Source organism: Synechococcus sp. N32 (genome assembly GCF_900473895.1).
Classification (GTDB): Bacteria; Cyanobacteriota; Cyanobacteriia; order PCC-6307; family Cyanobiaceae; genus Parasynechococcus.
On record NZ_UCND01000011.1, the window covers coordinates 196163 to 219272 of the forward strand.

The 23110-nt window shown below is 63.0% G+C and carries 24 protein-coding genes; 11 read left to right on the plus strand and 13 right to left on the minus strand.

Annotated elements, in window-relative coordinates; translation table 11 throughout:
- Positions 1-20: 20 nt before the first annotated feature.
- Positions 21-239 (plus strand): hypothetical protein, encoded by a 219-nt coding sequence (locus DXY35_RS04655; RefSeq protein ID WP_115081326.1) that lies wholly within the window; start codon positions 21-23, stop codon positions 237-239.
- A gap of 85 nt (positions 240-324) precedes the next feature.
- On the opposite strand, the gene DXY35_RS04660 is transcribed toward DXY35_RS04655, so the two are convergent.
- The 6 genes from DXY35_RS04660 to DXY35_RS04680 all read right to left on the minus strand — a co-directional run bounded on the left by DXY35_RS04660 (position 325) and on the right by DXY35_RS04680 (position 7267).
- Positions 325-999 (minus strand): DUF1028 domain-containing protein, encoded by a 675-nt coding sequence (locus tag DXY35_RS04660; RefSeq protein ID WP_115081327.1) that lies wholly within the window; start codon positions 997-999, stop codon positions 325-327.
- Positions 996-2285, minus strand: a complete 1290-nt coding sequence (locus DXY35_RS04665; RefSeq protein WP_115081328.1) for a Zn-dependent hydrolase — start codon at positions 2283-2285, stop codon at positions 996-998. The genes DXY35_RS04660 and DXY35_RS04665 overlap by 4 nt, the downstream gene beginning before the upstream one ends.
- Positions 2286-2379: 94 nt before the next feature.
- Positions 2380-4404 (minus strand): asparagine synthase (glutamine-hydrolyzing), encoded by a 2025-nt coding sequence (gene asnB, locus DXY35_RS04670; RefSeq protein ID WP_115081329.1) that lies wholly within the window; start codon positions 4402-4404, stop codon positions 2380-2382.
- 9 nt (positions 4405-4413) lie between these two features.
- The gene (locus DXY35_RS04675; protein ID WP_115081330.1) at positions 4414-5529 is read right to left on the minus strand and encodes an aspartate carbamoyltransferase; all 1116 of its coding nucleotides are present in this window, start codon (positions 5527-5529) and stop codon (positions 4414-4416) included.
- Positions 5530-5690: 161 nt separating this feature from the next.
- Positions 5691-5819 carry a hypothetical protein gene (locus tag DXY35_RS13175; RefSeq protein ID WP_256359510.1) on the minus strand — a complete coding sequence of 43 codons (129 nt, stop codon included), beginning with the start codon at positions 5817-5819 and terminating at the stop codon, positions 5691-5693.
- A gap of 17 nt (positions 5820-5836) precedes the next feature.
- Positions 5837-7267 carry a sodium:solute symporter family protein gene (locus tag DXY35_RS04680; RefSeq protein ID WP_115081331.1) on the minus strand — a complete coding sequence of 477 codons (1431 nt, stop codon included), beginning with the start codon at positions 7265-7267 and terminating at the stop codon, positions 5837-5839.
- A gap of 316 nt (positions 7268-7583) precedes the next feature.
- Between DXY35_RS04680 and DXY35_RS04685 the strand changes: the two genes are divergently transcribed.
- Genes DXY35_RS04685 through DXY35_RS04695 form a run of 3 tightly spaced genes read left to right on the plus strand, consistent with a single transcriptional unit; the run spans position 7584 to position 10920 of the window.
- Positions 7584-9059, plus strand: a complete 1476-nt coding sequence (locus DXY35_RS04685) for a circularly permuted type 2 ATP-grasp protein (protein ID WP_115081332.1) — start codon at positions 7584-7586, stop codon at positions 9057-9059.
- Complete coding sequence (locus tag DXY35_RS04690; RefSeq protein WP_115081333.1) at positions 9053-10048, plus strand: alpha-E domain-containing protein; 996 nt, start codon at positions 9053-9055, stop codon at positions 10046-10048. Before DXY35_RS04685 ends, DXY35_RS04690 begins: the two co-directional genes overlap by 7 nt.
- Entirely contained in the window at positions 10021-10920 is a 900-nt protein-coding gene (locus DXY35_RS04695) for a transglutaminase family protein (protein WP_115081334.1), read from the plus strand. The genes DXY35_RS04690 and DXY35_RS04695 overlap by 28 nt, the downstream gene beginning before the upstream one ends.
- On the opposite strand, the gene DXY35_RS04700 is transcribed toward DXY35_RS04695, so the two are convergent.
- From DXY35_RS04700 to DXY35_RS04710, 3 genes are all read right to left on the minus strand, one after another.
- On the minus strand, positions 10908-11399 hold the full coding sequence (locus DXY35_RS04700) for a hypothetical protein (protein WP_025362579.1): 492 nt from the start codon (positions 11397-11399) through the stop codon (positions 10908-10910). The two genes, DXY35_RS04695 and DXY35_RS04700, sit on opposite strands and share 13 nt — an antisense overlap.
- Before the next feature lie 79 nt (positions 11400-11478).
- Positions 11479-12522, minus strand: coding sequence for a GTP 3',8-cyclase MoaA (locus DXY35_RS04705; protein WP_115081335.1), 1044 nt, complete (start codon positions 12520-12522; stop codon positions 11479-11481).
- Complete coding sequence (locus tag DXY35_RS04710; protein ID WP_256359511.1) at positions 12519-13115, minus strand: molybdenum cofactor guanylyltransferase; 597 nt, start codon at positions 13113-13115, stop codon at positions 12519-12521. The genes DXY35_RS04705 and DXY35_RS04710 overlap by 4 nt, the downstream gene beginning before the upstream one ends.
- A 262-nt stretch (positions 13116-13377) precedes the next feature.
- Here DXY35_RS04710 and DXY35_RS04715 point away from each other — a divergent pair, with 262 nt between their 5' ends.
- Positions 13378-14919 carry a NarK family nitrate/nitrite MFS transporter gene (locus tag DXY35_RS04715; protein ID WP_115081337.1) on the plus strand — a complete coding sequence of 514 codons (1542 nt, stop codon included), beginning with the start codon at positions 13378-13380 and terminating at the stop codon, positions 14917-14919.
- An 82-nt stretch (positions 14920-15001) separates the two neighbouring features.
- Positions 15002-17233, plus strand: a complete 2232-nt coding sequence (locus tag DXY35_RS04720; protein ID WP_115081338.1) for a nitrate reductase — start codon at positions 15002-15004, stop codon at positions 17231-17233.
- Here the strand turns inward: DXY35_RS04720 and DXY35_RS04725 are convergent.
- Positions 17214-17681, minus strand: a complete 468-nt coding sequence (locus DXY35_RS04725; RefSeq protein ID WP_115081339.1) for a nitrate reductase associated protein — start codon at positions 17679-17681, stop codon at positions 17214-17216. The genes DXY35_RS04720 and DXY35_RS04725 overlap by 20 nt on opposite strands.
- 278 nt (positions 17682-17959) lie before the next feature.
- On the opposite strand from DXY35_RS04725, the gene DXY35_RS04730 reads away from it, so the two are divergent.
- Genes DXY35_RS04730 through DXY35_RS04745 form a run of 4 tightly spaced genes read left to right on the plus strand, consistent with a single transcriptional unit; the run spans position 17960 to position 20729 of the window.
- Entirely contained in the window at positions 17960-18271 is a 312-nt protein-coding gene (locus DXY35_RS04730; RefSeq protein WP_115081340.1) for a hypothetical protein, read from the plus strand.
- Between the two features lie 52 nt (positions 18272-18323).
- Complete coding sequence (locus DXY35_RS04735; protein ID WP_115081341.1) at positions 18324-19022, plus strand: carbonic anhydrase; 699 nt, start codon at positions 18324-18326, stop codon at positions 19020-19022.
- Complete coding sequence (gene moaC, locus DXY35_RS04740) at positions 19019-19495, plus strand: cyclic pyranopterin monophosphate synthase MoaC (RefSeq protein ID WP_115081342.1); 477 nt, start codon at positions 19019-19021, stop codon at positions 19493-19495. Before DXY35_RS04735 ends, moaC begins: the two co-directional genes overlap by 4 nt.
- Complete coding sequence (locus tag DXY35_RS04745) at positions 19479-20729, plus strand: molybdopterin molybdotransferase MoeA (protein ID WP_115081343.1); 1251 nt, start codon at positions 19479-19481, stop codon at positions 20727-20729. Before moaC ends, DXY35_RS04745 begins: the two co-directional genes overlap by 17 nt.
- Here DXY35_RS04745 and DXY35_RS04750 read toward each other — a convergent pair.
- Positions 20726-21523: a hypothetical protein gene (locus tag DXY35_RS04750; RefSeq protein ID WP_115081344.1), complete on the minus strand. Its 798-nt coding sequence runs from the start codon at positions 21521-21523 to the stop codon at positions 20726-20728. The two genes, DXY35_RS04745 and DXY35_RS04750, sit on opposite strands and share 4 nt — an antisense overlap.
- A gap of 59 nt (positions 21524-21582) precedes the next feature.
- On the opposite strand from DXY35_RS04750, the gene DXY35_RS04755 reads away from it, so the two are divergent.
- Positions 21583-22446, plus strand: coding sequence for an NAD-dependent epimerase/dehydratase family protein (locus DXY35_RS04755; RefSeq protein ID WP_115081345.1), 864 nt, complete (start codon positions 21583-21585; stop codon positions 22444-22446).
- Here the strand turns inward: DXY35_RS04755 and DXY35_RS04760 are convergent.
- Together DXY35_RS04760 and DXY35_RS04765 are read right to left on the minus strand one after the other, a co-directional pair.
- Positions 22410-22838, minus strand: a complete 429-nt coding sequence (locus tag DXY35_RS04760; protein ID WP_115081346.1) for a molybdenum cofactor biosynthesis protein MoaE — start codon at positions 22836-22838, stop codon at positions 22410-22412. The genes DXY35_RS04755 and DXY35_RS04760 overlap by 37 nt on opposite strands.
- A 3-nt stretch (positions 22839-22841) precedes the next feature.
- A complete protein-coding gene (locus DXY35_RS04765; RefSeq protein WP_115081347.1) occupies positions 22842-23078 on the minus strand; it encodes a MoaD/ThiS family protein in 237 nt (78 codons plus the stop codon).
- Positions 23079-23110: the final 32 nt, after the last annotated feature.

The window sequence follows — 23110 nt, forward strand, 5'->3', positions numbered from 1 at the left end:
ATCCAGCTTCAGCCAAGACGTTGGATCTCATCACCTCTCGCCTCGACAAAGGCCTCGTGCAAGTGAGTCCCTCCAGCGTGCATGGCGTGTTCTGGCTGCAGACCCACTTTCCGTCTCAGGAATGGGATGCCCTGCTGTCTGGACAAGCCGCCTTTGGCATGGATTGCATCGATGACCTGATCACCGACGCCCGTCAGGCCGGCCTGAACGTGGAGTGGGAAGCATCCGTTCCTAGCTGAACACGCCTGAATTGAATCCCTATAAAAGCCCTGCGCACGACTGTGTTTCAAGGCTTTTTTTAATGGCGTGACCGACGCAGCAGGCTCAAGCAACCAAGCGGTTGAGCATCGGCAATTCCGACAGTTCATCCCTCCACTCCTGGGCCCAGAGAGCCTGACTGCGCTCATACACCTCCATCAACTGCTCCACGGCGCGCTCGTGGAAATCAACGCGCAGATCCAACAGCGGAAAAGCCGCTTCACCGCTCACCTGCACCGCCGCTGACGTGGAGAAGGGAGAACGACGGTCACCACCAGCCGCTTCCCCGGCCTGGAGAGCCATCATCAAGCGGCGGCCCAGTTTCAAGCTGGGGTCGCTGGTGAGAAAGGCCTGCTCCATGGCTACCAACACGCCCTCATCCACCAAGCAATTGCCGGCAACAGACAGATCACGCTGATGGCGATGCCCTGCCCAAGGGCCGCAATCGTGCCCCGTCCAACAGGCCGTACGACCGTCCAGATCGATCAAGTGAAACTGACGCCGGTCACGGTGTTGATCATCCGCAAGAAGGCTGGCCAAAACGCTCTCGGCATCCGAGCTCTGCTCCAGGCGCTCAAGGCCACAAATACCCAGATACGGATTGGTGTGGGCCTGGGTGGCGACAGCACCAACCCCGGCGCGGATGTGAGGCACGGTGGATCCAACGGCCAAATGACAGGTGGCAACGGCCACGCCAAAGCGACCGTTGCTGGGGTCCCGGGCCAGGATCGAAAAGGTCACGGCAACTGACGGTCGAGCCGCAGCAACGTTTCCAGCAGCACCGCTGTGCCCGCCCAGCACTGCTCGTCACTGGTGAACTCTGCAGCGGAATGACTCAGGCCGGCCCGGCTGGGCACAAAAATCATGCCCATCGGCCAACGTCGGCCAACCTCCTGGGCATCGTGGCTGGCGCGGCTGGGGAGATGGCTGTGGGACAAGCCGAGATCAGCCGCGGCCTCAGCGATCGTGGCCATCACCGCAGCGTCAGCAGGGGTGGGATCAACGCTGAACTGGGGGTCAACCGCAATCGGGCAGCCGGTTTCAACACCGATGCGTTCCACCTGCTGCATCAACTCCTCAACCAACTGATCGAGAACGGTGGGATCCACATCCCTGAGGTCAACGGTCAGGGCGACGGCGCCAGGGACAACATTGGCGGCATTGGGCCAAACCTCCAGTCGACCCACCGTCGCCACCGGATCTCCGGGATGACGGGAGGCCATGGCCTCGACGGCAAGAACAAGACGCGAGGCCGCCACGAGGGCGTCCTGTCGCAACCCCATCGGTGTGGTGCCGGCGTGATTGGCCTGGCCCCTCACATTGATGCTGAAGCGACGCTGACCAACAACGCCCTCCACAACACCGATGGCATCGCCGCGTTGCTCAAGAACGCCACCCTGCTCAACGTGCAACTCCAGGAAAGCGGCATAGGCCTCATCGGAGCGGCGAGCCGAGGCCAGGGAAGGCCAATGGCCGCCGATGCGCGCCAGGTTGTCCTGAATCGGCTGACCATTGCTGGTGGCAAAACTCTCCGGGTCATCGGAGGCCGTGCCCGCCAAGCCCTTGCAGCCCACCATGGTCGACTCCTCGTCGGCAAAGGCGATCAACTCGATGCCGTGCCGCAGGCGCAGGCCCTGGTCTTGAAGAGCGCGGCAGGCTTCCAGACCGGCCAACACCCCCAGGGCCCCGTCAAAACGTCCACCGGTGGGAACCGTGTCGAGGTGCGACCCGGTCACCAGGGCAGGGCGGTGGGGATCGAGGCCTTCCAGACGTCCGATCAAGTTGCCAGCGGCATCAACACGCACCTGCATGCCGAGCTGCTTCATCCAGTGGGCCAGCAACTCACGGCCTTGCACATCCTCCGGCGAGAACCCGCGTCGACACACGCTTCCGTCCGGCTTAGCGCCAATGTTGGCCAGCTGCTCAATCGTTCCGATCAGCCGGTCACGGTTCGGACGTGTGACAACTTTGCTTCGCTCAATCCCGGTTGCAGGGGTGGTCGGTGAAGCCGAGATGAGCGCTGGCAATGCCGTGACCTTCAGTTCAAATTAAAAAACACCTTCTCCCGAACTGGCTGATCAGCCTGTAGCTAGCGCAACGATTTAATCCTGACCAAAGAATTCAAACGGGCATGAGCACCCGCCAGCCCAGACGGTCCGCCTCCCGGCGGGCCAGGGCTGGCACGTCTTCCGCCACAAACATGCGGTGCAGCATCTGCACACCCAGCAGGTGATTGATCACCGCATCCATCTGCACACGCTCCGCGTCGGTGGTGGCCGGGTCCTCGTGACGGGCAAACAAGGCGCGCACACCGGCTTTGCTCAACAAACCAGCGGAATCGATCGCCTCATCGCTGAGGTAGTCGTCGGCGAGCTGCTTCATCTGCTCCCACTTCTCAGGCTCCGTGTGAGCTGGCGGAGCCATGAAGGCGAATTTCTCACGCCGGTACAACACCTTCGGCAACAGGCCTGCCATGGCTTCCCTCAGCACGTATTTCTCGGTTTTCCCCTTGATCCGCAATTCGGGCGGCACCTGCACCGCCACCGCAGCCAGATGGTGATCCAAGAAGGCGGGTCGTGCCTCCATCGAATTGGCCATGTCGACCCGATCGCCACCCCAGGTGAGGATCTGGCCCTCCAGCATGGTCTTGATCCAGACGTACTGGGCCTTGTCCAGGGCATGGCGCCCGTCCAGTTGATCCGCATCCAGTTGCGCGGCAATCGCCTTGCCCGGCGAGTAACCCTCCAGGGCTTCGGCATGGGACTGCGCCAGAAGCTCCGGCACCAAGGGCGCGCAGGCCAGCCACGGCTGCAGGCAACTGGGGGTGAAGCCGACCACCGCATCAAGATCGGGGTCATCCACCTGGTTTTCAGCCAGCATCGCCCCCTGCACCAGGGCATTGGACTGCTGCAACAGGCTTTCCCAGCTGGCGCGCTCCTCCTGCGACAGGTCATCCAAACCGTGGAGGAACATGTCGCGGCGAAAGGCGGGGTAACCACCGAACAGCTCATCGGAGCCTTCGCCGGTCATCACAACCTTGTAATCCACGTCGTTGACGTGGCGGCTCATCAAGAACTTCGCCACTGCCAAGGTGTTGTAGATCGTTCGCTCCGCATGCCAGATGGTGCGCTCCATGTGGCCGTAGAGCTCCTGACCCGAGAGACGCATCAAATCCTGCTCAGCGCCGGTGGCTTCGGCCATCTCCCGGGCAATCGGCGACTCGTCGTAACGGGCGTCGTCAAAGCCGATCGTGAACGCCTTCACCGGTGCCTGGCTCACGGCTGAGGCCAAGCCAAGGATCGAACAGCTGTCGATGCCGCCGGAGAGGTAACAACCCACCGGCACGTCAGCCACCATGCGCAGCTCAACGGCCTCCAGCAATGCCGCACGAACGGCAGCGATGTGGTCGACTTCGGTTCGCTTGGGGTCCCGCTCGTCCTTGCGCGGAAAGTCGACGTCCCAGTAGGTGGACTCCGACACCTCCAGATGGCCATTCACCCGTTGCACCTTGAGCACATGGCCGGGCTTCACCTGATGCACCCCGGCGAAGGCTGTGGTGCCGGGAACCATGGTCTGCATCAACTGGTGGAACAGACCCTCCGAGGTGAAGCGCCGCTCCACCGCCGGATGGGCAAACAGCACCTTCAATTCAGAACCGAACACCAGACCCTCAGGCGTCATCGCCCAGTACTGCGGTTTGATGCCGAAGCGATCCCGCACCAGGTAGAGGCAGTCTTCGGAGCGATCAAACAAGGCGAAGGCAAACTCACCGCGCAAGAGGGGCAGGGTCGCCTCCAAGCCCTGGCGTTGGTACAGCCGCAGCAGGATCTCGGAATCGCTCTTGCTGCTGAAGCGCACCCCCTGGGCGGTGAGGTCAGCCCTGATCCGCTGGAAGTCGTAGAACTCACCGTTGTGGGCCATCAGCACCTCACCGTCATCGGTGAGGAAGGGCTGCCGCGCCCGTGACTCATTCAGGTCAATGATCGAAAGGCGGGCATGGCAGAAGCCGACGCCGGCCTGATCGAGCACCTCAACGCCGAAACCATCGGGCCCGCGATGGGCCTGAATCGCCGCCATGTTGACCAGCAACTGGCGATCCACCGTCTGTTGACGGTCGGCATTGAAAACACCTCCGATTCCACACATCAGCTCACCTCAGATCACATCCATCACGCGTTCGGCCCGATCCACCATGCAGGTGAGCAGGGCCATCCGCAGGAACACGGCTCCCCTGGCCTGGCTGAAATACCAGTTGTGGGGCGTGTCATCCAGGCAGGTGCTGAGTTCCGCTCCCCGCGCCAAGGGATGGAGCACGATCGCTTCCGGTTTGAACGGCATGTCGCGGGTGAGGCGGAATCCTCCGCCATGTACCTCATAGGAGTCGCCGACCCAGGCAATGGCATTGATGTAAACGACATCCAAGTCGGGCACTTCAGCCTGAAGATCCGTGCTGGAGCGCACCTTCATCCCACAAGCTTCAAGCTCCTCCAACTGTCCTGGGTCGAACAGCGGCTGATCCGGCTCCAACTCGGGGGCATGAATCACCACCACCTCGTCCACGGTCTGCGGGAATTTGGCCAGGATCCTCAACAGGGAGCGAACCGTTCGCATCCGCGAAGGGATTCCGACGATCCCAATGCGAATCCGATCAGCGGGTGCCACTTCAGCTTCAGCGAGCTTGGGGCGCCACTTGAAGATCGTGTACAGATCGGCCATCGCCTGGGTGGGATGCTCATCGATCCCATTTCCAGCGTTGATGATCGGGATCCGAAGGGTTGACGTCATCGCATAAACGGCACCGGGATCGCTGTCCCGAAGCACCACACAATCGCCGTAGTTGTTGAACATATGGGCGACATCTTCGAGAGACTCGCCCTTGGCGATCCCTGTGGTGGCCCTGTCGGTGATGTTGATGGAAGTACCGCCGAGTCGGTGCCAGGCACTGTCAAAGGACAACCGGGTGCGCGTGCTTGGTTCGTAAAACGCGTTGATCAGAATCTTGCCGGTAAGCGGCGTGTTGTGACGGCAATAGCGATCTGGATTGCTCTCAAACTTCGCCGCCAGGCGAAACACCTGCAACAAAACCTCTGGGCGAAACGGTTGGATCGACACCACGTGCTGATCCACCAAATCCTTCAAAGGTTCAACATCTTCAGCAATCGCGGCCAGCAGCTCCTGGGGTTGGTTCTGCCCGTAGACATCGGGCCCCATCGGCTCAAACCGAATCTGAACCGAAGACGCGTCCACAACTGCTGTTTTGGCCTGTGCCATAGCGGGATCTGATCAACACTCTGTTTGCCAAACCGAGTGCTAAAGCCAGGAACTACATCTTTTACCGGTAACAACAACCACACTGCTGCGTCCACGAAGAAGCAGCTTCTTAAGCAAAGATCCGGAAAAGAATGTTCTGTGAAGCCTGGCTTAGGGAGACGTCACCAGACGCGTCCGTTCCTCCACTCCACCCACCAGATCAGCAGCAGCACGAGCACCGACAGCACCAGGGCGAGCTGACTGGTCACCAGCAGAAACTGAAAGCCAGAAAGACCAACGAGGCCGGCCATCAAGGGAAGCGTTTGGATCATCCCTCCTCCTGCAACAAGGTGAAGTCGAAGCGTTCCGGCCAGAACCGACTGCCAATCAGCATCACAACCGCCGACACGGCCGCCGAAAACACAGCAGCGCAATAGGGCGCGATCAGCACATAGGCGAGCAGACCCACAACGCTGCCGGAGAGCATGGCCGCAATGGCAGCGGTGCGGTTGGCCGTGCGCCAGTAGAGGCCACACGCCACAGGCCAGACCGTGGAGGCCACCAGGGCACCAGTGAAGAACAGAACAGACGCAAGCGAATCCAGCCGCGGCCAAGACAGCGCCAAAGTGATGACGGCCAATCCCACCACCATCAACCGCGCCGCCTGCTTGAGCTGCAGGTCGCTGGCCTGGGGGCGCAACAGGCGGAAGTACACATCCTCCGCCAACAGATCAGCGGTGGATGCCAGCAGCGAATCGAGTGTGGAGGTGAGTGAGGCAAACACCACCACAAACACCAGAGCTGCGCCACCGGCCCCGAGCAGATCGGCTGCCATCACAGGGAACACCATGTTCACCTGCTCGAGGGGCAACTCACGGGCCAGGGCCACCAGTCCGATGGAGCCCGTCACCATCGGCACGCTCATCCAGGCGATGCCCCCCAACACGAAGGAGGTCATCACCACCGAACGCCGACTGGCGAAAACCCGGGACCACCAGATGTTGTTGTGAAACACCTCGCCCATCGAAAAGAGGGCGGAATTCCAGGCGATCAACAAGCCCGCCGGCAGAAGCAGATCAAGCCGATCGGGATGCCGGGCCAATAAGGAGGCATGCACCTCGGGCATCGGGAATTGGCGGAAGGCAAGCACCGCCACCACCGCCAGCAGCACCATGATCAACAGCGACTGGATGAAATCGGTGCCGATCACGGCCCGCATTCCACCGAACAGGGTGTAGACGGTGGCAACACCAATCACCACCACCATTCCCACGTGGTAATCAAAGCCTGAAAGGGCCTGCAGCAGCAGGCCAGCACCCATCGCCTGGGTCATCAGAAAGCCCAGGGTGTAGATGGCGGTGATCAGCATGAACACCCACCAGGACAGGCGTCCGTAGCGCAATCGGATGAAGTCGCCACTGGTGCGACCGTTGGGCATCAACTGCTTGATCCGGGAGGCCAGGGGGGCGAACAGAATCAGGCCAAGCCCGGCCAGCGCATAGCTGAACATGCCCCAGAGGCCAGTTTTGTAGCCGAATTCAGGAGCGAGCAGGGTGGTGTTGCCGGTGACCCAGGAGGCCATCAACGTGGCCGTGCTCAAGGCCAGCCCGATGTTGCGCCCCGCCAGCATGTAGTCGTCGGCATTGCCTTGACCACGCCGGCCCCAGGCAATCCCCAGCGCCACCCAGAGAACAGAGAACAGCACCACCAACGCCCAGGCGATCCCGGGCTGAAGGAAGGGAACCGAGTCAGCGGACATCCATCGACCCCCTGCGGTTCCAATACATGTGTCCGCGCAGAATCATCACCACCGTCGCCGCAGTCACAACGGCACCAAGGGCAAAGATCAGTCGCGCCCAGAGCAATTCATCCAAGTCGAAGAGCGTTTGAACTCCAGAAACAGATAAGCAAAGGAGGCACCCTGCCCTGGCCCTGTGCCCTCGATTCAGGTGCCTACGGATACCCAAACAACAGGCGATCAGCGTCCTCTTGCCTGAAATTGCGGAATGTGTAGCAACCACCACCCGAAGTGGAGTGGGGCGACGCCTTGGATAAACCTCGATTGTGCGATCAGGATGTTCACCGACTACAAACCGACAGTCGGCTTCGACGAATATTTCTGCGGTGAAACGGCCACACCACGCGCCGATCTGGCCCCACTACTCGCATCACTGGGGCAGATGGGATTGCCCGAGCTCAACCGCAGCCATGCCTCAGCCAGCCAGCTGCTGCGTCGCCTCGGCGCCACCTTCCGCCTTAACGATTCCGGGCTCAAAGGCAGCGAACGAATTCTCCCCTTCGATCCCTTGCCTCGGCTGATCGGCCGCAGCGACTGGATCACCCTGGAGAAGGGACTGCTGCAACGCCTGGAAGCCATCGACTGCTTCCTCGCCGACATCTATGGCCCCCAGCAGATCCTCAACGACGGTGTGATCCCACGGGAAGACGTTGAAAGTTCCTCCGGTTGGCGACCTCAGATGCATGGCATCAGCCTGCCCCTCAACCGCTGGTGCCACATCTCCGGGCTCGACCTGATCCGCGACGGCAAGGGCACATGGCGGGTGCTGGAGGACAACCTGCGCTGTCCGTCAGGGGTGGCCTACTTCCTCGAGAACCGTCGGGTGATGAAACGGTTGTTCTCTGGCCTGTTCGAAGGCCGTGCCGTTCAACCGATCGACGACTATCCCTCCCATCTGCTGCGCACCCTTCAAGACCTGGCGCCCTGGAGTGACACCCCCCGCGTGGCGATCCTGACGCCCGGGGTGTTCAACAGCGCCTATTTCGAACATAGCTACCTGGCTCAAGAAATGGGCATTCACCTGGTGGAGGGGCGCGATCTGGTGTGCGAAGGCGGCCGGGTGTGGATGCGCAGCACCAATGGCCTGGAACCCGTGGATGTGATCTACCGCCGCATCGACGATGATTTTCTTGATCCCACCGTGTTCCGCAAGGACTCGATGCTGGGGGTGCCGGGCCTGATCGACGTGCTGCGGCAAGGACGGGTCGCCATCGCCAACGCCCCTGGCACCGGCATCGCCGACGACAAGCTGATCTACGCCCACGTGCCGACGATGATCCGCTACTACCTCGATGAGGAGCCGATCATCGAGAACGTTCCCACCTACCTCTGTGCCCGGCCAGACGATCAGCGCTATGTGCTCGAAAACCTCGAGCAACTGGTGGTGAAATCAGTGGCGGAAGCCGGAGGCTACGGAATGCTGATCGGCCCCCAGGCCAGCCGAACGGAGCTGGCGGACTTCGACACGAAGATCCGTGCGAATCCCCGCAACTTCATCGCGCAGCCCACGCTGCAACTCTCCACCGTGCCATCCCTCAGTGACGGTGAGCTTTACCCCTGCCACGTGGATCTGCGCCCCTACGTGCTGCGCGGCACAAGCAGCTGGGTGAGTCCAGGCGGACTGACCCGCGTGGCCCTCAAGCGGGGCTCCCTGGTGGTGAATTCGTCCCAGGGCGGCGGCTGCAAGGACACCTGGATCGTCGACGACCAACGGATGGCGGCACCGCAAGCCCAGGAGACTGTGCCGTGCTGAGCCGCGTTGCCGATTCGCTCTACTGGATCAACCGCTACCTGGAACGGGCCGAAAACATCTCGCGCTTTCTGGAAGTGAGTGAAGCGATGGCATTGGACTGTCCTCCGGGCAGCGCCGAACCGTGGCTGCCGCTGGTGGAGGTGACGGGAGATCGCCACCGCTTCGATACGGCCTACCCCGGTGCCACGCCCAAACAGGTGGTGCGCTTCCTGCTGCTGGACCGCAGCAATCCCAACAGCATCGTGAGTTGCATTGCGATGGCCCGGGAAAACGCACGGCAGATCAGGGATGTGATCACCACGGAGATGTGGGAGCAGATCAATGATCTGCACTGGAGCCTGCAGGACGACGAAGACATCTGGCGGGAACCGGTGCAGGAGCAACTGCGGATCATCCGCCGCGGCTGCCAGCTCGTGTACGGAATCACCGACACCACTTTGAGCCGTGATCTGAGTTGGCTGTTTAGTCAGCTGGGACGTCTGATCGAACGGGCCGATAAAACCTCCCGCATCCTCGACGTCAAATATTTCCTGCTCCTGCCCACCCCTGAGGAGGTGGGCGGCGTGCTGGATGAACTGCAATGGATCACCCTGCTGCGCACAGCGGGGGCTTATCAGATGTACCGGCAGAGCATGCAGCACGCGATCAGCCCTGCCTCCGTGGCCCGCTTTTTGCTGCTGGACCCCATCTTTCCTCGCTCGGTGCGGTACTGCCTGCAGGGCATCAGCGACACGTTGCAACAGATTCAGCAGCAGCCAAACCAAGACACCCCGGATGACCTCGACTGTTTACGCGGACAACTCCTGGCCCGCTGGAGCTATGTGCGGATCGACAACCTGATCGAAGCCGGTCTGCATGAAGCCATTGACCAGCTTCAGCAGGACCTCAACCAACTCCACAACCTGATCCAGACCCGCTACTTCACTAGCGCCGACCTCCGTTCCATCCCCACCGATCCTGCATGCGTGCTCTCATCGTTCACCGCCTGACGTATCGGTATGAGGCCCCCGTTTTCCTCGGGGAACATCGCCTGTGTTTGAGGCCTCGGGGGCAGGGGTTTCAGACCCTGCTGGAGCATCAACTCAGCGTGCTGCCGGAACCAGAGCAACGTCGGGAACTGGTGGCCGCCAGCGGCGACGAAATCCAACGGCTGCGTTTTCTCGGCAGCACTGATGAATTGGTCTTTGAGGCCCGCAGCCTGGTGGAGACCCGGCCAGCACCCCTGCTGGAAAGCTGCTTCAACGGACTGGAACCACCCCTGCCCTACCCGCAAGGCCAACTCAACAGCGACCTTCAGGGGGCCCTGGAGGGCTGGTTGCCCAACGGCCAGCACGAACCCGCGGCCATCGACCTCACCCAGGAAGCCCTGATGGGCAGCAACCAGCAAACCCTGGCTTTTCTGAAGCAACTGATTGAACTGATTCAAGAGCGGGTGAAATACACCCAACGCCATGTGGGCCCCGCCTGGCCGGCGGGCCGAACCCTGCGCGAGCGGATCGGCTCCTGCCGTGATCTGGCCATGCTGATGGTGGCCTGCTGCCGCGTGGTGGGTCTCCCCGCCCGCTTCGTGAGTGGCTATCAACTGCAGCAGCCTGCCCCGAAGGAGTACGACCTGCATGCCTGGGCGGAGGTTTACCTGCCGGGAGCGGGCTGGCGGGGCTTTGACCCCAGTGCCGGGATGGAAGTGAATGGGCGCTATGTGGTGCTGGCCACCTCCTCCAAGCCGGAACTCACCGCAGCCGTGAGCGGCAGCTTCAGCGGCCCCCCAGGAACAAACAGTGAACTGACCTGGCAAATTCAGATCACCGAAGAAGCCTCCACAACGGAAACCTCCTCACGCAACCTGGTTCAAGCCGCCTGAAGCAACGGTTCCACCCCGTGCAACTGGGGCTTCGGCGCCGAGCTGTGGGTGGCTGCCATCAAGGCCGGAATCTCGGCGCTGTTGTAGACGCGGAATTCACGCACCAGAGAAGCGCCCTCCTCACGAACCGCCTGGTTCAGAACAACGGAACCATCGGGATCGGAAATCGAACGGTGGAAAGTGCCAGGAGGGATGCGAAGGATGTCACCACCGCTCTCGAGCCGAACGATGTGGAACGGCTGTTCCCAGGCCAGGTTCACCAAGAAGAAGGTTCTGCCGCCACTGGCCGCGAGCAGATTGTCTTCTTGATGAGGATGCAGATAGAACTGCCAGGCTCCGCTCTCCGGGTCGTTGGGGGGCGACACCGCCGGGCCGCTGTGAATCACCAGGTCGCGCGCATTCGAGGTGTCCACAGTGACGTCGAAAAAACGAACCGACGGGGTGTCGCGGAAGCGCTCGTAGGCCAGCAGTTCAAACATGTCGATGGATCCGTCGGGATCCTTCAGCTGCCCCGTTGTACCGAGGGCATCACGCAAAAACGGTGACGATCACGACGGTTCAGCCCCCCAGATACGCCATTTCCGCATGGGTTGACGCAACGGCAGCTGGATCACGCTCCTCGCTGTAGCGGTCTTGACGCCGCTGCCAGAGCTGGCGCATGGCCCGCTCAAGCTGAAGCTCCGAGGCGAGCGCGGGCTTCAGATCGGTGCCTTCAGCGGAGAACAGGCAAGTGAACGCCTGCCCATCGGCGGTAACACGCAAGCGATTGCAATCCCCGCAGAACGGCTCACTGATGGAGGCGATCACACCGATGGATGAGGCGCCATCGCCATAGCGCCAACGCCGGGCCGTGCCACCCCGCGGTCGACCCAGCGGTTCAAGGGGCCAACGGGCATGAATGCGCTCCACCATCTGCGCCGCCGGCAGCACCTGGTCGAGCGTCCACTGGTTGCGGTTGCCCACATCCATGTATTCGATCAAACGCAGCTCCATCCCTTGCTTCCGGGCCAAAGCGGCCAAGGGCAACAGCTGATCGTCATTGATCCCCCGTTGGATCACGGCATTGAGCTTGAGCTCACCGCGTGAGGGGTCAAAGCCAGCGGCGCAGGCCGCCGCAATGCCGTCCTGCACCTGGCGCACCAGGCGGTCCCCGGCCACTGCGCCACCCTGGAGCCCAGCCATGCGCGCCGCTGCCTCCCCTTCCGCCGCATCCAGGCTGATGGTGATGCGATCCAGCCCTGCGGCGCGCAACGCCCGCGCCATCGGCTCCGACAACAGCACCCCGTTGCTGGTGAGCGCCACGGCCTGCAAACCGGCCATTGGATCCGAGCGATCCCGCCGGGCCTGCGTCACCGCCTCCAGCAAAGGCAACAAGCGACGGCTCAACAACGGCTCTCCACCGGTGAGCCGCAACGTTTGTGCCCCCAGGCGCGCGGCCACACGAATTACGCGCATCTGCTGCTCAAGGGTGAGCAGGCCAGAGGGTTCCTCCACATCCGGACAGCAGTACGGACAGGCGAGATTGCAACGGGCCGTGAGCGACAACCGCAACACCCCGATGGGCCGGTTGAGGCGATCTGCGAGCGGCAGCGACGTGCTCATCCCTCCAACGCTGCCAGATCTGCAGGGCAGTTGGCATTCACCAACGCCTCTTGAGGCAAGCGCACCGCCTGATGGGGAACGCAGGTCAACCAGTCCATCCAGCGCAACTCTCCGCGTTGCAGTTGCTGATCAAGGCAGGAGCGGAAGGGAGAACCGGAGGGGATCACCGCCAGCAGCGGCTGCAGCCGTTGCCCGTCATGGGCGACCGCTGCCTGCTCCGGTGCACGCTTCCAGGCTGCGATGAGTTGCCGGACAACGGCGGTGTTCAAACGGGGCATGTCCACCGGCAGCACCAGCAGGGCCTCCCCAGGCTGAGACGGCAACAGCCTGGCCAGCGCCTGCAGGGGGCCATTCCAGGGAGGGGATTCCAGCACCACGGAACATCCGGGCCGGTGGGCCAGCAGCTCTGCGTGCACGGGATGACGACTCAACACCTGCACCGGATGACCGAGCGGCAACAGCTGGTCGACCAGGGCCGTGAGCCAGACACCACCGGAGGGGTGCGGCAAGAGGGCCTTATCACGCCCCATGCGACGGCTGCTTCCGCCACTGAGCACACAAACCCGCAAGCCTTGATTCACATCGTCGACCAACAATCTGCACCAGCGAAGTCCAACAACCCACAAAAGTTGCAACCGCTACCAAACCGCTGCGGCACAAGATCACCTAATCCAATCAATCAGCCCCATTGATGTTTGCCTGGAAACACAAAAACACAAATCGGTAACCAATCTGACCAAACAAGGGGTAGGCGAATTGATTAACTGCGCGGGTCAAACGGATTCTCTTTTCGACCGTTTTGCCATCCCCGGGCACCTTTCCTTTTGAAGCCCGAGGTTCCTTCTCTTCTCCTCAATGCTTGGCGACCTTTGGTCGTTCCAGGGCAGGTACCGAACCCTTCACCTGACCTGGATCGCCTTCTTCCTGACCTTCGTGGTCTGGTTCAACCTGGCCCCTCTGGCCACCACCGTGAAAGCGGAGCTGGGTCTGACCGTTGGTCAGATCCGCACCGTGGCCATCTGCAACGTGGCCCTCACCATTCCGGCGCGCGTGCTGATCGGCATGCTGCTGGACAAATTCGGACCCCGGATCACCTACTCCTCGATCCTGGTGTTCTCGGCGATTCCCTGCCTGCTGTTTGCGTCCGCTCAGGACTTCAACCAACTGGTGGTGGCCCGTCTGCTGCTCTCCATCGTTGGCGCCGGCTTCGTGATCGGCATCCGCATGGTGGCTGAGTGGTTCCCGCCCAAGGAAATCGGCCTGGCAGAAGGCATCTATGGCGGCTGGGGCAACTTCGGCTCCGCCTTCTCCGCCCTCACCATGGTGGCCCTCGCTGGCTTCCTCTCCTTCTCCGGCGGTTTCGAACTGCCCACCGGCGCAGTTCTGAACTGGCGCGGTGCGATCGCTTTGACCGGCATCGTCTCGGCCGTCTACGGCTGCTTCTACTTCTTCAACGTCACCGACACCCCCCCCGGCAAGACGTATCAGCGCCCTGCGAAAACCGCAGGCCTAGAAGTCACCTCCATGCGCGACTTCTGGGGTCTGCTGGGCATGAACGTGCCCTTCGCAGCCATCCTCTGTGTGCTCTGCTGGCGCCTCTCCAAGGTGGGCTTCCTCACCGCAAGCACCTACCCCCTGGCCCTCGGTGCCGTTGCCGTCTGGTTTGCCTTCCAGACCTGGGGAATCATCCGCACCAACCGCGACCTGATCCTCGGCAACAAGGTTTATCCCAAGGAAGATCGCTACGAGTTCCGCCAGGTGGCGATCCTCGAGCTCACCTACATCGTGAACTTCGGCTCCGAACTGGCCGTGGTTTCGATGCTGCCCACCTTCTTTGAAACCACCTTCGATCTGCCGAAGGCCACCGCCGGAATCCTGGCCTCCTGCTTCGCTTTCGTGAACCTGGTCGCCCGTCCTGCTGGCGGTCTGATCTCCGACCGCGTCGGCAGCCGCAAGAACACCATGGGCTTCCTCACCGCCGGTCTCGGCGTGGGCTACTTGGTGATGAGCATGATCAAGCCCGGCACCTTCACCGGCACCGCCGGCATCGCTGTTGCCGTGGTGATCACCATGCTCGCCTCCTTCTTCGTGCAGTCCGGTGAAGGCGCCACCTTCGCGCTGGTGCCCCTGGTAAAGCGTCGCGTCACCGGTCAGGTGGCCGGCCTGGTGGGTGCCTACGGCAACGTTGGTGCTGTGACCTACCTGACCATCTTCAGCCTCCTGCCGATGTGGATGGGCGGCGGCGGCGAACCCACCCCCGAGGTGATCGCGGCTTCCAACAGCGCCTTCTTCCAGATCCTGGGTGTGGCCGGTCTGATCGTGGCCTTCTTCTGCTTCTTCTTCCTGAAGGAGCCCAAGGGGTCCTTCGCAGACCTGCACGAAGGCGAAACCGCCTGATCCATCTCCCTCCGCAGCACCCTGTTGCTGCACATCGACCCGGAGCTTCGGCTCCGGGTTTTGTTCTTTTTTTGGTTCCTGCATGACCAACTCACCCCGCAGCGTGCGCAGCCAGTGCCCCTACTGCGGCGTGGGTTGTGGCCTGGAGCTTTTGCCTCCTGCCGTGAAGGGTGAGGCCGTGAAACGGGATGCCGAGGGCAACCCGATGTGGACCGCCCGCGGCGACCGCGAACATCCCTCCAGCCTTGGCCAGGTCTGCATCAAGGGCGCCACCGTCGGCGAAACCCTGGCCCCAGGCCGCCTGCGCCAACCGCTGTTCCGCCAGACCCTGGAGGACGACTTCGCGCCGATCAGCTGGGACGACGCCCTCAACAAAATCACCGGCCAGATCCAGGCGAGCGTGGCCCGGCGCGGCAACGCCGATGGCATCGCCATGTACGGCTCCGGTCAGTTCCACACCGAGGATTACTACCTCGCCCAGAAGCTGCTCAAAGGCGCCCTGGGCACCAACAATTTCGACGCCAATTCGCGGCTGTGCATGAGCTCAGCGGTGGCGGGCTACACCCGCAGCCTTGGCTCCGATGGTCCCCCCTGCAGCTATGAGGACCTCGACCACTGCACAGTGGCGTTTCTGATCGGCACCAACACGGCCGAATGCCACCCGGTTCTGTTCCAGCGGCTGCTGAAGCGAAAACGCAAAAACCCCGGCAGCGTCAAGATCGTGGTTGTGGATCCACGCCGCACCGACACCGCCAAGGCCGCCGACATCCACTTGCCGATTGCACCGGGCAGCGACCTGGCCCTGCTGAACGGCATTGCCCACCTGGTGCTGCGCGAAAACGGCCAGGATCCGGCCTTCATCGACGACCACACCGAGAATTACGACGCCTTTTTTGACGTCGCCGCCCGCTGGACCCCCAGACGGGTGGCCCTGTTCTGCAACATCCCCGAAAAACGCCTGCGAGAAGTGGCGGCTCTGTTCCACCGGCGCGAGAAGGTGCTCAGCCTCTGGTCGATGGGGGTGAACCAACGCCGTGAAGGAACGGCCGTGGTGCAGGGGTTGATCAATCTGCATCTGCTCACCGGCCAGATCGGCAAGCAAGGAGCGGGCCCGTTTTCCCTCACCGGCCAACCCAACGCCATGGGCGGACGCGAAGCCGGAGGCCTGGCCCACCTGCTGCCGGGCTACCGCCTGGTGGCCAACGCCGAACACCGCGCCGAAGTGGAGCAGGCCTGGCAGCTGCCGGCAGGACGAATCAACGCCAAGCCCGGATTGGCGGCCTGGCAGCAGATCGAAGCCATGGAACAGGAGGCGCTGGATCTGTGGTGGGTGGCCGCCACCAACCCCCTGGTGAGCCTCCCGGATCTCGACCGGGTGAAGTCAGCCATGCAGAAGTGCCCGCTGGTGGTGGTGAGCGAGGCCTACGCCGACTCGGAAACATCCCACTACGCCCATCTGCTGTTGCCCGCAGCCCAGTGGAGCGAGAAGGCCGGCGCCATGACCAATTCCGAACGGCGGGTCACCTACTGCCCGGCCTACCGGCGTCGTTTCGGCGAGAGCCGTCCCGACTGGGAGGTGTTTGCCGAGGTAGGCCGGCGCCTGGGTTACAGCGAGCAGTTCAACTTCGAATCAGCAGCTGAGGTGTACGCCGAATTCACGGCTCTCACCCAGGGCAGGCTTTGCGATGTGAGCGGCCTCAGCCATGAACTGCTGGAAGACGCAGGACCGCAGCAATGGCCCTATCCCAGCGGCAGCACCCCCACCACAGAAGCCAAACGCCTCTACGAAAACCATCAATTCGCCACCCCCAACAAACGCGCCCGCTTCAGCACCGATCAACCGCTGGGACTGGCGGAACCCCCCTGCGACACCTATCCGCTGGTGCTGACGGTGGGCCGCTACCTGGGCCAGTGGCACACGATGACCCGCACCGGCAAAGTGGAACGGCTGATGAAACAGCATCCCGAGCCGCTGCTGGAGATTCACCCCGGTGACGCGCAGGAGTTGAAACTGCGCAACGGTGAACTGGCGGCGATCAGCTCACGCCGCGGCCACCTGACCGCCACCGTGAAGGTCACCGATCGCATCCGGCGTGGATCGGTCTTCCTGCCGATGCACTGGGGATTCACCCAGGAGAAGGCCTGCGAAGCCAACACCCTCATGCACGACGAGGCCTGTCCTGTGTCAAAGCAGCCTGAACTCAAGGCCTGCGCGGTGATCGTGGCTCCCGCCGTCTCGGTGGTGAAGCCCGTTGAACAGCAGAAAGGACGATTGGAAGCCCTGCGCCGGCTGCTCACACCAGCACTTCGCTGAAGGCTGCCTCAAGGTTGTGGTGGTCATGCCCAGGCCGAACCAACTTGCACAAGGCAAAACGGTCCAACTCACTGAGTTGGGTCCACTGCTCCAGGGTCAGCGCCACACCCCGCACTGTGGCCGCGTCCTGCACCACGGCGGGCAGCTCCGCCTGCTGTTGCCAGGGGGCACCGCTCACCGGTGGCAGATCCTTAGCCATGCCATCGGCCATGGAGCGCGTGCAATCGCGCAGGTGCTGGCGAAGCTGCTCGAGAGCATCAGCCTCATCCGGCCAATCCACCAGGGCTTGACGTTGCTCCTGGGAAAGTTCAAGCCAGTGGTTGAGCTTCAACTTCACCCCACACAGATCCAATTTGCGTCGCACACACAGAGGAATACAGCGCCAGTTGCCGATGAAATCCTGTTCAAAGGCAAAGCAATGGCTGGCGGAATTACGACAGCTGGACATCAACCAAAGCCTTGATCGGTGTCAATGATGACAACGGAAACCCCCGGAAACAGAGATGTTTACCCCGATACAAATGTTGGCCTGTGCGCTTCGCCCTCTCCCTCGGAATGCTGCTGGGAATGTCCCATGGATGGGTCACGGCGGAAGCACTCCAACAGCAGCCCATGCAGGGCTTTGATTCCATAGAAACTGTTAATTCCGCTACACAATTCAACCCATTTAGTAGTCGTTCACACCAATTTTTTCCATACTGAAGCTCTGTTCAAAGAGTTTCTGCCGTGACCAGCAGCATCTCGTCCGCTTCCGGCCGCAGCCCCATCACACTGGCCGCCGGTTTCCTGGGTGCCTTCATCGTGGGTTCTCTCGCCGTGCAACTGGTGCGCAGCCAGACGGCTTCCGTTCAGGCCGGTGCAGCTGGCGTGGAGCCGGTGATCGCCGGTCCTGCCGCTCTCTGGGCTCCTTTGGCCGAGCGCGACATCGCCAGTGCCACCGCAGGCGCAACAGCCCAACCCACTGCTGCCATCCAGCCCGCCGTTGAGCCTGTTGTGGGTTCAGAAGCCACCCTCTGGGCTCCCTTCGGCGAGCGCTGATCGCACGGCCCAGACAGCACAGCCCACCAGCCGGCCCGCATAAGGTGCCGGCATGGGGATTCAGCGCCGTCACTTCCTCCAGCAAACGGGCGGTCTGGCCTTGGCCGCCCTGATCCAAGCGCGCCCCGTCGAGGCAGCAGAGGAGGGGTTCTGTACCCCGGATGATCCGCTCGAGGCCCTGATGGCGGGGAACCGCCGATTTGCCGAGGCCTGGCGCCAGGCCAATCAAAACAACGGAACGACGCACCGAACCGCGGATCCCGACCCGCGCTGCTTCAACTCCCCCAGGACTTTGGCCAGCAGCCAACATCCCTGGGCCACCGTGCTCACCTGCTCTGATTCACGGGTTTCGCCGAGCTGGGTGTTCGACACCACCCCTGGCGAACTGTTCGTGATCCGCAACGCCGGCAACACCGCATTCACCGAAGCCATTGCCTCCGTTGAATACAGCGTCAGCGTTCTCAAGACGCCGCTGCTGATGGTGATGGGACACAGTGGCTGCGGAGCCGTGACGGCGGCGATGGACACCAACCCGCTGACCCCCTCCCTGGACCGGCTGATCCAACCCATCCGGGAGAACATCAACGGCAGCAGCGATCTCGAGGACGCCGTGAAGCGCAACGCCCGCGCCAGCGCCTCCACCTTGATTCAACGCAGCACCGTTCTGGCCAATGCGAAAGCCAGCGGTGCGCTGAAACTGGTGGTGGGTTGTTTCCAACTCAACAGCGGTGTTGTCAGCTTGATCGAATGACGCAAAACCTGAGTCATCTGAACCAGCAAGGCGAGGTTCACATGGTGGACGTGGGGGACCGTCCGGCCACCCACCGCGAAGCCCATGCCCGTGGGGCCATTCGCATGGACGCCACAACCCTCGGCCTGATCCAGCGGGGCGAGACACCAAAAGGAGATCTGCTGGCGGTCGCCCGAGTGGCAGCGATCCAGGCGGCCAAACGCACCTGGGAGCTGATTCCCCTGTGCCATCCGCTGCCACTCAGTGGCATGGATGTGTCGATCGACGCCGACGCCTCCCTTCCTGGCCTGGTGCTCCACTGCCGTTGCCGCACCACAGGCCAGACCGGGGTGGAAATGGAAGCGATGACGGCCGTGTCCGTGGGGCTGCTGACCCTCTACGACATGCTCAAGGCGGTTGATCCAGCCATGACAATCGAGGCGATCCAGCTGGAGTTCAAAGAAGGAGGGCGGAACGGTGTCTGGAAACGCTGAGCCCTACGGACGCGAAGGGCTACCACTCGAAGAGGCACGTCGACGGGTTCTTGCGGCGCTTCAGCCGATCACAGCCAGCAACACAGTGCCGCTGCAGCAGGCCCTCTGCCGGGTGAGCGCTGCGGATGTACTGGCCAGCGCGGCCGTACCGGGGTTTCGGGCCTCGATCATGGACGGCTACGCCTTGGGTCAGAGCCACCAGCCCGAACCTGGGGACACCTGGCAGCTGAAGGGACGCTCCGCTGCCGGCCAGCCCTTCAACGGAACCCTGGCCACCGGCGATGCGATCCGCATCCTCACCGGCGCTCCAATGCCGGACGGTGCCAGCTGGGTGCTGCCCCAGGAGCTAATCAGCGTGGACGGCACCAGCCTCCAGCTGGTGAAAGAGGCGTCGGATCGTCCCTGGATTCGCCCCGAGGATGAGGAATGCCGACCGGGAGACCTGCTGCTGGCCGCTGGAGAGCGCCTTGGTGCGGCCGATCTCGCACGCCTCGCCGGCTGCGGCATCGCCGCCCTAACCGTTGCTCAGCAACCCCGCATCGGGCTGCTGATCAGCGGGGACGAGCTGGTGCCACCCGGAACAGCGCGGCAACCCGGTGCCATCTGGGAGAGCAACGGCACGCTTCTGGAGACGATGCTCCGGGCTCTCGGGCAATCGGTGACCCAGCGACGGGTGGTGGCCGATCAACCCGACGCCCTGCGCCAGGCCCTGCTGGATCTGGCCCATGACTGCGACGTGGTGGTGAGCACCGGCGGCGTCTCCGCTGGCGACACCGATTGGATCCGACCACTGGTGGCGGAGCTGGGTGCCGTGGACTTCTGGAAACTGTTCCTACGCCCGGGGCGCCCCTTCGCCTTCGGCAGCATCGGCGAAGGCGTGCCATTTTTCGGTCTGCCGGGCAATCCCGTGGCGGCGGCGGTCACCGCACTGCAACTGCTCTGGCCCGCCCTGCAGGTTCTGGAGGGCCAGAGCGAACCGGAACTGTTCCCCCGGATGATGGTGGAACTGGCCGACCCGTTGTCCCGCCGACCGGGACGGCCGGAATTGGCTCGGGCTCGCCTCGACACCAACGCCGCAGGAACGCTGCTGGCACGGGTGGATGGCTCGCAGGCCTCGTCCCGGATCGGTTCCCTGCAACAGGCCGATCTGCTGCTGGAACTGCCAGCAGAAGCCGGCCCGCTCGAAAGCGGCACCCGTCTCTGGGCCCAGCTGATTCGTCAGCGGATTTTCTAAGCCGTATCAGGCTGAAACCAGCGGCGCTCCCAGGTCATGAGCTGGCCCGATGAATCGAAATGGATGCTGATCTGCTGAAACAGGGCAGCGCCGAGACGGCCACCGATCTCGAGGCTGAAGGGCGCACTGGGGAGCTCACTGGGCACCGAGAACACCAGGCCGTCGGGCATCACCGCTGAGCAGTCGTTGTGCAACAGCTGGTTTGGATCGAACACCAGCGAAGCGGCGTCCTCCGCCTGGCCGTTCACCCCCGCCTGCGGCTTGAGCATCTGCCGCTCGCCACTCCATCCCTGCACCGGCGCCAGCAGGGCCTCGGGTGTCCCGCATGCGGGACGGTCGGGTTCGGGATCGGTGCTGTTCAAGCAACGGAAACCAACCGCCCCAACACGCTGCAAATGCCAGCCGCCGTCAAGCGGTTCCCAGAGCATCACCAGCATCGAGCGGGAACGACCGCAGAACAGGTTGATCTCATGGCCGAAGCGGGGACGCTCGGCATCCAACCCCCGGCTGGACTGACCGCCCGCCCCGGGGAACTGCCAACAGCCTCCGCCGGCGTTGTAGGTGGCCCGGCTGATGGGATAGGTGGCCTTACCCCCGGGGGCAAAGGCCAGACCCGATCCATCCCACACCCCGTGGTCGTCATCGGAAAAGGAAATCGCGTAGGTGGTGGGGTCGATCCGACGGGTCGGATGCTGCAGATCCAGCCGACCGCTGCCGTCCCGCTCAAACCAATGGCCACAGCCCTGCCAATGGCCCGCGAAATTGCGGCGGTTGAGGGTCCATTGATCAGTCATGTCCGTGACGGCATGGAACGGTCGATCTCCTTAGGGTCGCGCCAACAGCCATCCCCGCCATGGACCTAACGATCGTTGGCTGCGGCTACGTGGGACTCGCTCTGGCGGAGCGGCTGCAACCAAGACGCCCCCAGCTGAAGCTGACGCTGACCACCACCACCAGCGAACGGCTGGAGCAACTCAGCCCCCTGGCCGATCGGGTGGAGCTGTGCGACGCCACAGACCCCGTGCAATTGCGGAACGCCCTGCGGCAGAGCAGCAGCGCCGTGTTCTGCCTCGGGCCTAAGGGAGATCGCCAGGTGGATGCCAACGGCTACCGCCGCACCTTCGTCGACAGCTTCCATTGCCTGACGTCGCTGTTACCACAACTGCCGAAACTGCAGCAGATCGTCTACACGGGCAGTTGCTCGGTGTACGGCGATGCCGCGGGGGACTGGGTGGATGAGCAAACGCCTCCCGCGCCAGGCCGCGGCCATGGCGATGTTCTGCTGGAAAGCGAACAACTGCTCAGCGGCATCAGCGGCCGGCGGGTGTGCATCCTGCGCCTCGGGGCGCTCTATGGCCCTGGCCGCGATCTCGACCGACGCCTGCGCGGGCTCGCCGGACTGGAACGCCCTGGCAGCGGCGCTGCCTACAGCAACTGGCTGCATGTGGCGGATGCCGCCGGTGCCCTGGAAGCCGCTCTCGATGCTGAATGGGCCGGCCTGGTGAATGTGGTCAACGACGAGCCGATTCGGCTGCGGGACCTGGTGAGGCGCAGCCTGCAGCGCCAGGGCCTGGCGCCCGTGCGCTGGCTTGGGCAGGACGAACCGGGTTCAGGGGGCCGGCGGATCCGCAACACCCGGCTCAAACAGCTGGGCTACCAGCTGCAGCACCCGCGCCTTGATCAAAGTGGCGTGTTGGCCTCCAGCCAGGTGCCCTGACCAGCGCACCACTCCCGCTTCCAGAACGGTGCCTGATGCTTGAGTTGCTCCAACAAGGCGGCCGAGCAGCGCTGCGCCGCCCCACGACGATCGGCCTGCACCGCCACCAGCACGATCGGCTCACCGGGGGCGAGCTTCCCCACCCGATGCAGCACCAAAATCGACCCCGTCCGGTGCTCCTGCTGCAGGCGCTGCGCCATGGCCGTGATCTGACGTTCGCAAAGGCCGGGGAAGTGCTCCAGCTCAAGTGCCTCCAGAGGCCGGCCATCCATGGTGGTGGGACGCACCCGACCCATGAAGATCGCCGCGGCCGCGGCATCCCCGCTCCAAAGCGCCAGTTGCTGCCAAGGATCAAAGGGATCCGGGCACACCTCCACACGGCAATCGGTCACGCTTCACCCCCCCGTGAACGGTGGAAGAAAGGCCAGCTCATCACCGGCCTGCAACGGCTGATCGGCACCGACCAACTCCTGGTTCACCGCAATGCTGATGCCCTCCAGCGGACCAAGATCCAGCTGGTTCCAGACCTCACGGGCCGTCGAGACGCCTGGTGTGAAGGGAAGGGAACGCTCGGCCCAACCGGCGCGTTCTCGCAGGGAAGCGAACAGCAGCACCTTCAGCACCACGTCCATGGCAGCTGGAGTGGTTCTAGCGTCCGAGGGCT

Coding starts and splice junctions, on each gene's coding strand:
- asnB (WP_115081329.1), bottom strand. CDS start 4,404: ATGTGTGGAATCGGAGGTGTTTTCAATGCCGACCGTCAACAGACGGTG.
- DXY35_RS04675 (WP_115081330.1), bottom strand. CDS start 5,529: ATGGCACAGGCCAAAACAGCAGTTGTGGACGCGTCTTCGGTTCAGATT.
- DXY35_RS13175 (WP_256359510.1), bottom strand. CDS start 5,819: ATGGCCGGCCTCGTTGGTCTTTCTGGCTTTCAGTTTCTGCTGGTGACC.
- DXY35_RS04680 (WP_115081331.1), bottom strand. CDS start 7,267: ATGTCCGCTGACTCGGTTCCCTTCCTTCAGCCCGGGATCGCCTGGGCG.
- DXY35_RS04685 (WP_115081332.1), top strand. CDS start 7,584: ATGTTCACCGACTACAAACCGACAGTCGGCTTCGACGAATATTTCTGC.
- DXY35_RS04695 (WP_115081334.1), top strand. CDS start 10,021: ATGCGTGCTCTCATCGTTCACCGCCTGACGTATCGGTATGAGGCCCCC.
- DXY35_RS04700 (WP_025362579.1), bottom strand. CDS start 11,399: ATGTTTGAACTGCTGGCCTACGAGCGCTTCCGCGACACCCCGTCGGTT.
- DXY35_RS04705 (WP_115081335.1), bottom strand. CDS start 12,522: ATGAGCACGTCGCTGCCGCTCGCAGATCGCCTCAACCGGCCCATCGGG.
- DXY35_RS04715 (WP_115081337.1), top strand. CDS start 13,378: ATGCTTGGCGACCTTTGGTCGTTCCAGGGCAGGTACCGAACCCTTCAC.
- DXY35_RS04720 (WP_115081338.1), top strand. CDS start 15,002: ATGACCAACTCACCCCGCAGCGTGCGCAGCCAGTGCCCCTACTGCGGC.
- DXY35_RS04725 (WP_115081339.1), bottom strand. CDS start 17,681: ATGTCCAGCTGTCGTAATTCCGCCAGCCATTGCTTTGCCTTTGAACAG.
- DXY35_RS04735 (WP_115081341.1), top strand. CDS start 18,324: ATGGGGATTCAGCGCCGTCACTTCCTCCAGCAAACGGGCGGTCTGGCC.
- moaC (WP_115081342.1), top strand. CDS start 19,019: ATGACGCAAAACCTGAGTCATCTGAACCAGCAAGGCGAGGTTCACATG.
- DXY35_RS04750 (WP_115081344.1), bottom strand. CDS start 21,523: ATGACTGATCAATGGACCCTCAACCGCCGCAATTTCGCGGGCCATTGG.
- DXY35_RS04755 (WP_115081345.1), top strand. CDS start 21,583: ATGGACCTAACGATCGTTGGCTGCGGCTACGTGGGACTCGCTCTGGCG.
- DXY35_RS04765 (WP_115081347.1), bottom strand. CDS start 23,078: ATGGACGTGGTGCTGAAGGTGCTGCTGTTCGCTTCCCTGCGAGAACGC.